Source organism: Pseudomonas putida W15Oct28 (assembly GCF_000708715.2).
Taxonomy (GTDB): domain Bacteria; phylum Pseudomonadota; class Gammaproteobacteria; order Pseudomonadales; family Pseudomonadaceae; genus Aquipseudomonas; species Aquipseudomonas putida_R.
Map to the genome: position 1 here is coordinate 15,818 of NZ_JENB01000061.1, position 12,452 is coordinate 28,269.

General features: G+C 63.0%; 11 protein-coding genes. 6 read left to right on the forward strand and 5 right to left on the reverse strand.

Annotated features, from left to right (window positions below):
* The first annotated feature begins 420 nt into the window (after positions 1 to 420).
* Positions 421 to 2,103: a DEAD/DEAH box helicase gene (locus AK81_RS25650; protein WP_043203770.1), complete on the forward strand. Its 1,683-nt coding sequence runs from the start codon at positions 421 to 423 to the stop codon at positions 2,101 to 2,103.
* Positions 2,104 to 2,270: 167 nt separating this feature from the next.
* Here AK81_RS25650 and AK81_RS25655 read toward each other — a convergent pair whose 3' ends face one another.
* Complete coding sequence (locus AK81_RS25655) at positions 2,271 to 3,038, reverse strand: DODA-type extradiol aromatic ring-opening family dioxygenase (protein WP_043203772.1); 768 nt, start codon at positions 3,036 to 3,038, stop codon at positions 2,271 to 2,273.
* Between the two features lie 110 nt (positions 3,039 to 3,148).
* Here AK81_RS25655 and AK81_RS25660 point away from each other — a divergent pair, with 110 nt between their 5' ends.
* Positions 3,149 to 3,799 carry a thiopurine S-methyltransferase gene (locus AK81_RS25660; protein ID WP_043203773.1) on the forward strand — a complete coding sequence of 217 codons (651 nt, stop codon included), beginning with the start codon at positions 3,149 to 3,151 and terminating at the stop codon, positions 3,797 to 3,799.
* A 170-nt stretch (positions 3,800 to 3,969) separates the two neighbouring features.
* Here the strand turns inward: AK81_RS25660 and htpX are convergent, their stop codons facing one another.
* Positions 3,970 to 4,857, reverse strand: coding sequence for a protease HtpX (gene htpX, locus AK81_RS25665; protein WP_012271122.1), 888 nt, complete (start codon positions 4,855 to 4,857; stop codon positions 3,970 to 3,972).
* A 276-nt stretch (positions 4,858 to 5,133) separates the two neighbouring features.
* Positions 5,134 to 6,345: a pyridoxal phosphate-dependent aminotransferase gene (locus AK81_RS25670; protein ID WP_043203781.1), complete on the reverse strand. Its 1,212-nt coding sequence runs from the start codon at positions 6,343 to 6,345 to the stop codon at positions 5,134 to 5,136.
* Positions 6,346 to 6,513: 168 nt separating this feature from the next.
* Here AK81_RS25670 and msrB point away from each other — a divergent pair, with 168 nt between their 5' ends.
* Together msrB and AK81_RS25680 are read left to right on the forward strand one after the other, a co-directional pair.
* Positions 6,514 to 6,909 (forward strand): peptide-methionine (R)-S-oxide reductase MsrB, encoded by a 396-nt coding sequence (gene msrB, locus AK81_RS25675; protein ID WP_043203783.1) that lies wholly within the window; start codon positions 6,514 to 6,516, stop codon positions 6,907 to 6,909.
* A gap of 13 nt (positions 6,910 to 6,922) precedes the next feature.
* Positions 6,923 to 7,411, forward strand: a complete 489-nt coding sequence (locus AK81_RS25680) for a glutathione peroxidase (RefSeq protein ID WP_016500927.1) — start codon at positions 6,923 to 6,925, stop codon at positions 7,409 to 7,411.
* Here AK81_RS25680 and AK81_RS25685 read toward each other — a convergent pair.
* Positions 7,401 to 9,758, reverse strand: coding sequence for a hybrid sensor histidine kinase/response regulator (locus AK81_RS25685; RefSeq protein WP_043203786.1), 2,358 nt, complete (start codon positions 9,756 to 9,758; stop codon positions 7,401 to 7,403). The genes AK81_RS25680 and AK81_RS25685 overlap by 11 nt on opposite strands.
* A 203-nt stretch (positions 9,759 to 9,961) precedes the next feature.
* Here AK81_RS25685 and AK81_RS25690 point away from each other — a divergent pair, with 203 nt between their 5' ends.
* On the forward strand, positions 9,962 to 10,849 hold the full coding sequence (locus AK81_RS25690; protein ID WP_043203790.1) for an ATP-binding protein: 888 nt from the start codon (positions 9,962 to 9,964) through the stop codon (positions 10,847 to 10,849).
* A complete protein-coding gene (locus AK81_RS25695) occupies positions 10,850 to 11,332 on the forward strand; it encodes a GAF domain-containing protein (RefSeq protein ID WP_043203793.1) in 483 nt (160 codons plus the stop codon).
* A gap of 161 nt (positions 11,333 to 11,493) precedes the next feature.
* Here AK81_RS25695 and AK81_RS25700 read toward each other — a convergent pair whose 3' ends face one another.
* The gene (locus AK81_RS25700) at positions 11,494 to 12,261 is read right to left on the reverse strand and encodes a hypothetical protein (protein ID WP_043203795.1); all 768 of its coding nucleotides are present in this window, start codon (positions 12,259 to 12,261) and stop codon (positions 11,494 to 11,496) included.
* Positions 12,262 to 12,452 lie beyond the last annotated feature (191 nt).

Sequence of the window (12,452 nt, forward strand, 5' to 3'; positions counted from 1 at the left end):
GGCCGCAGAGCGGCCCCGGCGATATATGCGGCGAAGCTGAAATCCTGGGGGCGCTTCGCCCCCCTTTCGCGACGCAAGGCCGCTCCCACACTGATCGTGTGAGGGTGCTGGGAATTATCGATTCAGCGTGGATTAATTGATGGCCCGATAATGGCCTTGCACCCTGAAAATATTCCTCACGTCCCCCACTATTTCGGGTATAGTACGCGCCGGTCTTTTAGCGGGCCGCAAAATCAGGTGGTGCAAATCCTCCGAGTCCAGCTTCGGCTGCACGTCCGCTAGGCGGACCTTCCCACGTTTTCTTTTTCAATCGTTTTCGCAAATCCCCGCCGCCAAAGCTGCCTGGGTGACCTGACGGTCTTTCAAGGCATGTGCAGCTTTGGAGCATGGGTCTTTGCGGATGCACCTAGAGGCAGACCCATGACCCAGGAAACCGGCGGCTTCGCCGCTCTCGATCTTAATCCGAACATTGTTGCTGCTGTTGTGGCTACCGGCTACGAAGAGCCGTCCGCCATTCAGCAACAATCGATCCCGATCATCCTCGCCGGTCACGACATGATCGGCCAGGCGCAGACGGGCACCGGTAAAACCGCTGCCTTCGCCCTGCCGATCCTCAACAAGATCGATGTGAGCAAGCGCGAACCGCAAGCCCTGATCCTTGCGCCAACCCGTGAGTTGGCGCTGCAAGTTGCTACCGCTTTCGAAACCTACGCCAAGCAGATGCCAGGCGTAAACGTGGTTGCCGTATACGGTGGTGCCCCGATGGGCCCACAGCTGCGTGCAATCCGCAACGGCGCGCAAATCGTCGTCGCCACCCCGGGCCGCCTGTGCGACCACCTGCGTCGTGACGAAAAAGTCTTGTCCACCGTGCAGTACCTGGTACTGGACGAAGCCGACGAGATGCTGAAGCTGGGCTTCATGGATGACCTCGAAGTGATCTTCGACGCAATCCCGGCTACCCGTCAGACCGTACTGTTCTCCGCTACCCTGCCGTCGTCGATCCGCTCGATCGCCGAACGTCACCTGCGCGAGCCCAAGCACGTCAAGATCCAGACCAAGACCCAGACCGTTACCGCGATCGATCAGGCCCACCTGATGGTCCACGCCGACCAGAAGATCCCGGCTGTGCTGCGTCTGCTGGAAGTGGAAGAGTTCGACGCGCTGATCGCCTTCGTGCGTACCAAGCAAGCCACCCTGGACCTGGCCGCCGCGCTGGAAGCCAAAGGCTACAAGGCTGCTGCGCTGAACGGTGACATCGCCCAGAACCAGCGTGAGCGCGTGATCGACTCGCTGAAGGATGGCCGCCTGGACATCGTCGTCGCCACCGACGTCGCTGCCCGTGGTCTGGACGTACCGCGCATCACTCACGTGTTCAACGTTGACATGCCGTACGACCCGGAATCCTACGTGCACCGTATCGGCCGTACTGGCCGTGCCGGTCGCGAAGGCCGTGCGCTGCTGCTGGTCACCCCGCGTGAGCGCCGCATGCTGCAGGTGATCGAGCGTGTGACCGGGCAGAAAGTTGCCGAAGCCCGCCTGCCGAATGCCCAGGCCGTGCTGGATGCCCGCATCAAGAAGCTGACTTCGAGCCTGGCGCCGCTGGTAGCCGAAGCAGAAGCCACCCACGGTGAGCTGTTCGATCGCCTCACCGCTGACCTGGGTTGCAGCGCGCGTGCCCTGGCTTCGGCCCTGCTGCGCAAAGCCACCAATGGCCAGGCGCTGGACCTGGCTGCGGTAGAGCGTGAGCAGCCGCTGGTGCCGGGCGTTGGTGCCCCGCGTGGTGAGCGTACCGAGCGTCCTGACCGTGGCGAGCGTCCTGACCGTGGTGACCGCGAGCGCCGTGCGCCGCTGCCACTGGCCGAAGGCCGTGTACGTTGCCGTACCGCCCTGGGTGCCCGTGACGGTATCGCTGCCAAGAACCTGCTGGGTGCGATCCTCAACGAAGGTGGCCTGGCACGTGACGCCATCGGCCGTATCCAGGTACGCGACAGCTTCAGCCTGGTCGAGCTGCCGGAAGATGGCCTCGAGAAGCTGCTGTCCAAGCTCAAGGACACCCGCGTAGCTGGCAAGCAGCTGAAGCTGCGTCGCTACCGCGAGGATTGATCCTGGCGCAATAAAAAAATCCCCGGCCTAGGTCGGGGATTTTTTTTGCCTGTACCGGCCCTTTCGCGGCGGTTCGACGCCTCGATGAGCCCGCTCCCACAGGAACCCCACAGATTTCAATACCTGTGTAGGACCTGTGGGAGCGGGCAAGCCCGCGAAGAAGCCCTTCAGTCGAACCGATATATGTCCATCCCCAGCGCGCCTAGGGTAAACCCCTGGTGCACTACCCCAAACTTGCCCCCGGCCCCCAGGGCAAAGAACAGCGGCAGCAAATGCTCATCACTGGGATGGTTGCGCACCGCAAACGGCGCCTGCTTCCGGTAATCCAGCAATGCCGCCTGGTCATCTTCCTTCAGCCGCTCCACCACCCAATCCCTGAACGCCAGCGCCCACGGCTCGATCACATCCGGCCCTGCATGCCAGTCCAGTTCCCCCAGGTTATGGGTGATGCTGCCCGAACCTATCAACAGAACACCCTCGGCGCGCAGCCCTGCCAGCGCCTGGCCCACCTTCACCTGCAGCGCCGGCCCCATGTGGCTGGGCAGGGAAACCTGCACCACCGGAATACCTGCGTCCGGATACATCAGCGACAGCGGCACCCAGGCGCCGTGGTCGAACGGTCGCTGAGCGTCCAGCCGGGCTGGCAGCCCGGCAGCGTTCAACAACTCGCTGACTTGGCCTGCCAAAGTGGGCTCGCCTGGTGCCGGGTACTGCACCGCATACAAGGCCGGTGGAAAACCGTAGAAGTCGTGCCAGGTTTCTGGCTGTGCGCTGCTGGTCACCAGCAGTTCACGGCTCTCCCAGTGCGCCGACACCACCACGATTGCCTTGGGGTGTGGCAGGCTGTTGGCCAGCCCGGCCAAGGCCGACCCGCTGGCGCCCGGGTGCAGGGCGAGCATGGGGGAACCATGGGAAATGAACAGGCTGGGCAGCATGGCAAGGTCCTGAGGGTTAAGATGCACTCATCTTCGATCAGAAACTGATCGATATCCATCGCAAGTTTTACGCGTTTTCTATCGGTTTACTCGATAAACAAGGAGCAACCATGGAGCCAGCGTTCTGGCACAAGCGGTGGGCCGACAACCAGATCGGCTTTCATCAGGGGCAGGTCAATCCGTACTTGCAGGTGCACTGGCCGGCACTGGGCCTGGCGCCTGGCAGCCGCGTGCTGGTGCCGCTGTGCGGCAAAAGCCTGGACTTGGCCTGGCTGGCCGGGCAGGGGTACCGCGTGTTGGGTGTGGAGCTGTCGCGCCACGCAGTGGAGCGCTTCTTCCATGAGCATGGGCTTGAAGCCGAGGTTTCGCAGCGGGGTGCCTTCGAGGTTTGGCGCAGTGCCGAGGTCGAGCTGTGGTGCGGCGATTTCTTTGCATTGCGGGCAGCAGATATCGGCGATTGCAGGGGGCTTTATGACCGGGCGGCGCTGATTGCGCTGCCGCCGGCGATGCGTGCGGCTTACATGCAGCTGTTGTCGGCGCTACTGCCTGCGAGGTGCCGGGGGTTGCTGGTGACTCTGGATTATGACCAGTCACTGCTGGCCGGGCCGCCGTTTTCGGTAGGGGATGAAGAGGTGCGACAGGGCTTGGCCGGGTGGCAGGTGGATGAACTGGAGGCGGTGGAGATGATTCTGGATAGCCCCAAGTTTGTGCAGGCCGGGGCCTCCAGCCTGTTGGAGCGGGTGTACCGGGTTAGCCGGTGATTGATGGGTTGTGTGTACTGGCCCTATCGCCGGCAAGCCAGCTCCCACAGGAATACCACAGGCTCAAATACTGCGGAGGACTTGTGGGAGCTGGCTTGCCGGCGATAGGGCCGGGGCAGGCAAACACAAAAAGGGCGACCGAAGTCGCCCTTTCTGTATTACCCGATGGATCAACCGCGACGGCGCAGGGCCTCGATACGGTCTTCCAGTGGCGGGTGGCTCATCAGCAGCCCGGCCAGGCCGTGCTTGAGGCCGCCGTTGATGCCAAAGGCTTTCATGGTGTCGGGCATGTGCACCGGCAGGCCTTGCTCCACACGCAGGCGCTGCAGGGCGCCGATCATGGCCGAGGTGCCGGCCAGTTGTGCACCGGCTTCGTCGGCGCGGTACTCGCGGCGGCGCGAGAACCACATCACGATCATGCTGGCCAGGATGCCCAGGATCAGCTCGGCAACGATGGTCGCCACGTAGTAGGCAATGCCCTGGCCCTCTTCGTTCTTGAAGATGACCTTGTCGACGAAGTTACCGATGATGCGTGCGAAGAACATCACGAAGGTGTTCACCACGCCCTGTACCAGCGCCAGGGTGACCATGTCGCCGTTGGCCACGTGGCCGATCTCGTGGGCCAGTACCGCCCGCACTTCATCGGGCGAGAAACGCTCCAGCAGGCCCTGGGACACGGCCACCAGTGCGTCGTTGCGGTTCCAGCCGGTGGCGAAGGCGTTGGCCTCGTACGCCGGGAAGATACCCACCTCGGGCATTTTGATGCCCGCTTCACGGGACAGCTCTTCGACCGTTTGCAGCAGCCACTGCTCGTGGCGGGTGCGCGGCTGGCTGATGATCTGGGTACCGGTGCTCATCTTCGCCATCCACTTGGAGATGAACAGCGAGACAAGGGAGCCGGCAAAGCCGAACACGGCGCAGAACACCAGCAGGCTGCTGAGGTTCAGGTCGACCCCGTTGGCGGCCATGAACCCGTTGAAACCGAACAGGCTCAAGGTAATGCTTGCAACCAGCACCACCGCAAGGTTGGTGGCCACAAACAACAGAATGCGCATCATGGTTGTTACGTTCTCCTGACGGATGAATTGTCGCTTACTGCGGGGTATATAAGGGGCCTGTCGCGTCGATTCAATCGTGCGACTATTTCAAACTGTGTACGGCGGAGTATGGCAGATGATGGCGCGGGGGCTTTGGGATAGAGCGTTGCAGGATGTAAGAAACATCCTGTGAGAATGTAAAGGGCTGCTGCGCAGCCCATTCGCAGCGCAAGGCTGCTCCTACAGGAGAATGCGTACACCTGTAGGAGCAGCCTTGTGCTGCGAAGAGGCCATCACTTACTGCGAATACGTCCGCAGGAAGTTGCCAATCCGGCCAATCGCCGCTTCCAGGTCGTCCACCCGCGGCAAGGTCACCACGCGGAAGTGGTCCGGCCACGGCCAGTTGAACGCCGTACCCTGCACGATCAGCAGCTTTTCCGACAGCAGCAGGTCAAGGGCGAACTTCTCGTCGTTGAGGATCGGGCACACCTTCGGGTCGATGCGCGGGAACGCATACAGCGCACCCATGGGCTTCACGCAGCTTACGCCCGGGATGTCGTTGAGCAGCTCGTAGGTGCGGTTGCGCTGCTCCAGCAGGCGGCCTGGCGGCAGCACCAGGTCGTTGATGCTCTGGTAGCCGCCCAGTGCGGTCTGGATGGCATGCTGGGCCGGCACGTTGGCGCACAGGCGCATGTTGGCCAGCATGTCGATGCCTTCGATGTAGCTGAGCGCGTGGTGCTTGGGCCCGGAGATGATCAGCCAGCCGGAACGGAAACCCGCCACCCGGTACGACTTGGACAGGCCGTTGAAGGTCAGGCACAGCAGGTCGGGGGCCAGCGAGGCGGTGCTGATGTGCACGGCTTCGTCGTACAGGATCTTGTCGTAGATCTCGTCGGAGAACACCACCAGGTTGTGCTGGCGGGCCAGCTCCAGCATGCCCAGCAGCAGCTCCTTGGAGTACACCGCGCCGGTGGGGTTGTTCGGGTTGATGATCACCAGGGCCTTGGTGTTCGGGGTGATCTTGGCCTTGATGTCTTCAAGGTCGGGGAACCAGTCGGCCTGCTCGTCGCACAGGTAGTGCACCGGCTTGCCGCCAGCCAGGCTCACGGCGGCAGTCCACAGCGGGTAGTCGGGGGCCGGGATCAGCACTTCGTCGCCGTTGTTCAGCAGCGCCTGCATCGACATGACGATCAGCTCGGACACGCCGTTACCGAGGTAGATGTCCTCGATGGTGACGCCTTCGATTTCCTTCTGCTGGCAGTACTGCATCACCGCCTTGCGGGCGCTGAACAGGCCTTTGGAGTCGCTGTAGCCCTGGGCGGTAGGCAGGTTGCGGATCACATCCTGGAGGATTTCATCGGGCGCCTCGAAGCCAAACGGCGCCGGGTTGCCGATGTTCAGCTTGAGGATGCGGTGGCCTTCCTCTTCCAGGCGCTTGGCGTGCTTGAGCACTGGGCCGCGAATGTCGTAGCAGACATTGGCGAGCTTGTTCGATTTGCTGAACTGCATGATGGGATCCCGATATGAGAAAACGCGCTACGCCCCGCCGAAAGGTTTGAAACGGCAGGAAGCGGGTGCCAGACTGAACGCCTGGCACACGAAGCCAACTAATATACGTGCCACCCGCGCCCCGGAAAAGACGGTGCGGGGTGAAATTCAGCCTGCCGAGGTTTCCACATGAAAAAGATTGAAAAAACCCTGGATGAATGGCGGTCGATGCTCGACCCCGAGCAGTACCAGGTATGCCGCCTCAAAGGCACTGAGCGGCCGTTCAGCGGCAAGTACAACAGCGAGCGCCGCGATGGTATCTACCACTGCATCTGCTGCAGCTCTAAACTGTTCGATGCGCAGACCAAGTTCGACTCTGGCTGCGGCTGGCCGAGCTTCTACGCGCCGATAGAAGACAGCGCGATGATCGAGATCCGTGATACCACCCACGGCATGATTCGCACCGAAGTTACCTGCGCCCGCTGCGACGCGCACCTGGGCCACGTGTTCCCTGATGGGCCGCCACCGACTGGCCTGCGCTACTGTATCAACTCGGTGTGCATCGACTTGCGCCCGCGCGACTGACCGGAGCCCGAACATGGCTGGATCGATGCTGGACATCCCCTGCGTGACCCTGGGCGGCGAGCACAAGAAGCTCGGCGATTTCCCTGGCAAGGCGTTGCTGGTGGTCAATACCGCCAGCCAGTGCGGCTTTACCCCGCAGTACAAGGGCCTGGAGCAGCTGTGGCAGGCCTACCATGAGCGTGGCCTGGTGGTGCTGGGCTTCCCGTGCAACCAGTTCGGCAAGCAGGAGCCAGGCGATGCGCGGGACATTGCGCAGTTCTGCGAGCGCAACTTCGGCGTAAGCTTCCCGCTGTTTCGCAAGGTCGAAGTCAACGGCCCGGGCGCCCACCCGCTGTTCGTCGAGCTCAAGCAGCGCGCACCGGGCATTCTGGGCAGCCAGAAGATCAAGTGGAACTTCACCAAGTTCCTGGTCGACCCGGCCAGCGGCCAGGTGACGCGTTATGCCCCCACCACCAAGCCACAGGCCCTGGAAGCAGACATCGAGCGCCTGCTCAGCCGTTGAGCGGCACCCAGTGGTCGACCAGCGCCAGTAGCTCTTCGCGGCGGAACGGCTTGGCCAGGTAGTCGTTCATGCCCGCTGCCCGGCAGCGTTCGCGCTCCTCGGGCATGGCGTTGGCGGTAAGCGCGACGATGGGCAGGTCGGGCCAGCGGCCGCTCTGGCGGATGCGCCGGCTGGCTTCGTAGCCGTCCATCACCGGCATGTTGCAGTCCATCAGCACCAGGTCGAAATCATCCAGTTCCAACTGCTCCAAGGCCTCGGCGCCCTGGGTGGCCAGTTGCACCTGGCAACCGAGTTTGGCCAGCATGCCCTTGGCCACCAGCTGGTTCACCGGGTTGTCTTCCACCAGCAGAATCCGCGCACGGCCTGCCTCCAGGGTGATGGCCGGGCTGGCCAGCGGGTGCTCGGGATCAAAGCCTTGCAGGGTACGGCGCAGGGTCTGGTACAGGGCGTTGCGCGCCAGTGGCCGGGCCAATTGATGGAGCGGGGCGAGGGCGGCCGACTGCTCGCTGGGCAGGAAGTTGCCGTAGGCGGTCACCAGCAAGATGGGTGTTTTCAAGGTTTGGCGCAGGTCGAACAGGCGGTCTACGTCGTCGGTAATCAGCAGGTCCATCGCTGCGGCGTCCAGCGTCGCGCTGCTGTCGTGCCGCTGGTAGGCCAGGCCCCAGGCGGGCAGCAAGCCCTGTAGCAGTTCGTTGAGCCCGCTGCCAGCGGCGCTCAGGGCTGCCACGCGGCCGTGCAGCGGCAACGGTGGAATGGCTTCGGTGTGCACGGCCAGCGGCAGCTCGGCGCTGAAGCAGCTACCAAAGCCCGCTTCGGAGCGAATGTGCAAATGGCCTTGCATGGCCTTGCACAGGTTGCGCGTCAGCGCCAGGCCCAGGCCCGTGCCGCCGTACTGGCGTGTAATGCCGGCGCCGGCCTGGGTGAACGGCTGGAAGATACGCGCCTGGGCCTCTTCGGGGATGCCGATGCCGGTGTCGCGCACCTCCAGGCGCACGCCGCCGACGATGCTCACCAGGCGCACATCGACGCGGCCAAAGCGGGTGAACTTCAGCGCGTTGGACAGCAGGTTGCTGACAATCTGCCGCACCCGCGTGGGGTCACCGAGCACGCTGCTGGGGAAGTCGCGGGCAATCAGGCAGGTCAGCTCCACGCTTTGTGCCGTGTTCTGCGACAGCAGGTTGGCGGTGTCTTCCACCATCGAGCCCATGTCGAACGGGATGCGTTCCAGCTCCAACTGGCCGGCATCGAACTTGGACAGGTCGAGGATATCGTTCAGCAGCTCCACCAGCACCTTGCCCGAGTCGTGGGCAATCGCCAGTTGCTGGCGCTGCTCGCTGGGCAGCGGGCTGTCCAGGGCCAAGGCGATCATGCCGAGCATGCCGTTGAGCGGGGTGCGGATTTCGTGGCTCATGTTGGCCAAAAAGGCAGCACGCGCCTGGGCCATGTCCAGCGCGCGGCGGCGCGCTGTTTCCAGTTCCTGGTTGGACAGGCTCAGGCTGCTGTTGCTGGCCTTCAGTTCGTTGGTGCGTGCCGAAACGATGTCTTCCAGTTCGTTCAGGTATTGGGTAAGGCGGTTTTCTGCAGTGCGCCGCTGCTCGATCTCGGTGGCCATGCTGACGAACTGCTGGTTGGCGACCTTCACCAGCACGCCGATTTCGTCGTGTTCGTGGCCGTGTGGGCAGTCCAGGCGGGTTTGCCGGGGTTTGCGCGGGTCGCTGCCGCTGAGCGCGCCGATCACCGTGACCAGCGGCTTGGTCAGCATCATGTAGAACAGCGCCAGCAGGATGCCGGTCAGCACCAGGCTGCGGGCAAAGCCGTTGAGCAGGGTGATGCCGGCGCGTTCGAGAAAGCGGCTGCCGAAGGCGTAGGTGTCGACGTCCAGGTACAGGGTGCCGAGGTATTCCTCGGGCATGTGAGTCAGGTACAGGCGTTCCTTGAACTGGCGCTGCTCGCCGAACAGGAAGTCGCTCAGCGGACGGTAGCGGTCTTGCAGCCTGGGGCGCTCGACATCGGCCAGCACGGTGTCGTTGTTGTCGATCAGCCGTGCACGGATGACGGCCGGTGACTGCAACAGGCCGCGAGTCAGCTCCAGCGCCAGTTCCGAGTCGATGTTGTAGGCGATGCGCGAGGCCGGGTTGTGGCTGATTTGCAGCAAGGCGCGCACTTCACGGTTGATGGACGCGTCTTCGCTGGCATAATCGATGCCGATCTGGATGAGACTGAGCAATGTTCCCAGGATGAAGCCGACCAGGACTGTCAGCCGGGCTTGCTTGTATGACAGGCGATTGGTGAACTTGATATCCATGAGTCCCGAGCCGGTTTCACGTCCCTTGCGCTGCGCAAGCATAGCCGAATAGCCCCGGCTGCTGGCGGGTCTGTCTGTTCATTTCAGTTGATCGCCAAGCAGGGGCCGCTTTGCGCCCCTTCGCGGGCTTGCCCGCTCCCACAGGTACAGCGTAGCCCCAGGCTGAGCGCAATCCCTGTGGGAGCGGGCAGGCCCGCGAAGGGGCGCGCAGCGGCCCCAAAAAACTGAAATTGTTAGGAGTCGTCATGGACGCTCGCTTGATAGCTTTCCTCGACCGCGCAGAATCGGTACTGGCGCGCCTCGAACCCTTGTTGCCGGCACAACGCCCGAACATCGACTGGGGCACCACCCTGGCTGCCCGCTGGCAGCGCGATGGCCGCAGCGGCTACCTGCTGCCGTTGGAAGTCAGCCTGGACATCCGCCTGACCGACCTGATCGGCGTCGACCAGCAGCGTGACCAGTTGGGCCGCAATACCCATCAGTTCATCAGCGGCCTGCCGGCCAACCACGCGCTGCTGTGGGGCTCGCGCGGTACCGGCAAGTCGTCGCTGGTGCGCGCCTTGCTGGCCGAACATGCCGGTGCCGGCCTGCGCCTGATCGAAATCGAACGTGACCACCTGGCCGACCTGCCACGGGTGGTCGAGCAGCTGCAGAAGCTGCCGCAACGCTTCATCCTGTTCTGTGACGACCTGTCGTTCGAAGCCGGGGAGGGCGACTACCGGGTGCTCAAGAGCGTGCTTGATGGCTCGCTGGAGCAGGCGCCCGACAACGTGCTGCTGTACGCCACCTCCAACCGCCGCCACCTGGTGCCGGAGAAAGAGAGCGACAACGAGAACTGGAAGCGCGTGGACGGCGAGCTGCACCCCAGCGAAGCGGTGGAAGACAAGATTGCCCTGTCTGACCGTTTCGGCCTGTGGCTGTCGTTCTACCCGTTTACCCAGGACCACTTCCTGAACGTTGTCGAGCACTGGATCGGCCAGCTGGCGGGCCCTGCGGGCCTGGCCTGGCAACGTGACGAACAACTCGACATCCTCGCCGTGCGCTGGGCCACTGGCCGCGGTAACCGTAATGGCCGTTGTGCCTATCAGTTCGCCCGCTACTGGGTCGGGCTGCAATTGCTGGAGCAAAAGTAAATGATCGACCTCAATGCCAGTGGCGCCGGCCTCGATGGCTACAACCTGCTGGCGGCGCAAGTGCAGGCGCTGTTTGCCGACGAGCGTGATTTCATCGCCAACGCCGCGCAGTTTTCGGCGTTTCTGTATAACCAGGTGGACGACCTGAACTGGGCGGGGTTCTACCTCAATCGCAACGAAGAACTGGTGCTGGGCCCGTTCCAGGGCCAGGTGGCGTGCGTGCGCATTCCGTTCGGCAGGGGCGTGTGCGGGGCCGCGGCGGCAACGCGGCAGACCCAGCGGGTAGAGGACGTGCATGCGTTCCCGGGGCATATCGCCTGCGACAGTGCGTCCAACAGCGAGCTGGTGATCCCGTTGGTGAAGGAGGGCAGGCTGATTGGTGTGCTGGACCTGGATAGCCCGAAGGTTGGACGGTTCAGCGAGGCGGACCAGGTGGGGCTGGAGCGGTTGGCGGCAGTCTTCCTGGAGCTGACTGACTGCTGATTGATATGGCCTGCACCGGCCCTCTGTGGGAGCGGCCTTGTGTCGCGATAGGGCCGCAAAGCGGCCCCGGCAATTTTGGCTATTGTGCAAAAAGCTGGGGCTGCTGCGCAGCCCTATCGCGACGCAAGGCCGCTCCCACAGGGCCGGCGTAGGCTCCGAAATCAGTCGTAGATCACCTTCTTCTTCCAGGTCTCTTCCTCATCGGTCTTGAGCCCGTCGGTCAATTCGTTGTGTTCGTCTTCCGCCGGTGCCATGCGGTCCAGTACCTGGGCATTGGCCCGGGCCAGCAACTTCTCCAGATACGTCAGCTGCTCTTCATATACCTTCGGCTCCGGCTGCTTGCGCAGGTACTGCACGCCGCGCTCGAACGCCAGTCGTGCCTGGCCCGGCTGGTTCTTTTGCAGGGCCTGCTGGCCGAGGTTGTTGAAGAACTCGATATGCAGCAATACCAGGATGTGGCGGATTTCCTTCACCCAGTGCTTGGCTTCGGCAGCAGGTAAAAAGCCTTCCTGGGCGGCGCGGGTTACCTGGTTGTGCATGGCCTCCAGCAAGAAGCGCACATCCTTGGCCTTGACCTCGGTGTGGATCGGGTTGGGCGGGTTGTTCACCGGGATCTTGTCGCCCAGGGCGATCAGTCTTTCCAGCTCGGCGATACGCGCCTTGAGTTCGGTGTTGTGCTTGTCCACCGCCAACTGGCGCTGATTAAGGTTCAGCTCCAGGCGGGTCAGCAGCAGTTTGAGGGCCGGGGTCATGAACTGGCCGGGGAAGGTCTCGGTGATTTCGCCACAGCGGCGCAGGCGGTCGGCCAGCTCGATCCTGGTCCGGACGCGTTCGATCTTGCCGTTCTCGACCACATTGTTGAGGTAGCCGATCACGATCAGCAACGCGATGCCCGCCACGATGAGCAGGGTGATCAGAAGTGGTGTCACCGTTAATGCCTCATTGAAGAAGAATTACAGCTTTGAGTGTAGTGAGTTTGCCAAGGGGCGAACAGCGGCTATATACCTGTGCCGGCCTCTTCGCGGGCTTGCCCGCTCCCACAGGGTGTAATACACGCCTGAAGGGTAGCGATAACCCTGTGGGAGGGGGCAAGCCCGCGAAGAGGCCGCCACAGGAATGC

Bases quoted from the DNA above. Each gene is read 5' to 3' on its own strand.
- htpX (WP_012271122.1), bottom strand. From the start codon at position 4,857: ATGATGCGCATTCTGTTGTTTGTGGCCACCAACCTTGCGGTGGTGCTG.
- msrB (WP_043203783.1), top strand. From the start codon at position 6,514: ATGAAAAAGATTGAAAAAACCCTGGATGAATGGCGGTCGATGCTCGAC.
- AK81_RS25695 (WP_043203793.1), top strand. From the start codon at position 10,850: ATGATCGACCTCAATGCCAGTGGCGCCGGCCTCGATGGCTACAACCTG.
- AK81_RS25690 (WP_043203790.1), top strand. From the start codon at position 9,962: ATGGACGCTCGCTTGATAGCTTTCCTCGACCGCGCAGAATCGGTACTG.
- AK81_RS25650 (WP_043203770.1), top strand. From the start codon at position 421: ATGACCCAGGAAACCGGCGGCTTCGCCGCTCTCGATCTTAATCCGAAC.
- AK81_RS25680 (WP_016500927.1), top strand. From the start codon at position 6,923: ATGGCTGGATCGATGCTGGACATCCCCTGCGTGACCCTGGGCGGCGAG.
- AK81_RS25670 (WP_043203781.1), bottom strand. From the start codon at position 6,345: ATGCAGTTCAGCAAATCGAACAAGCTCGCCAATGTCTGCTACGACATT.
- AK81_RS25660 (WP_043203773.1), top strand. From the start codon at position 3,149: ATGGAGCCAGCGTTCTGGCACAAGCGGTGGGCCGACAACCAGATCGGC.
- AK81_RS25685 (WP_043203786.1), bottom strand. From the start codon at position 9,758: ATGCTTGCGCAGCGCAAGGGACGTGAAACCGGCTCGGGACTCATGGAT.
- AK81_RS25655 (WP_043203772.1), bottom strand. From the start codon at position 3,038: ATGCTGCCCAGCCTGTTCATTTCCCATGGTTCCCCCATGCTCGCCCTG.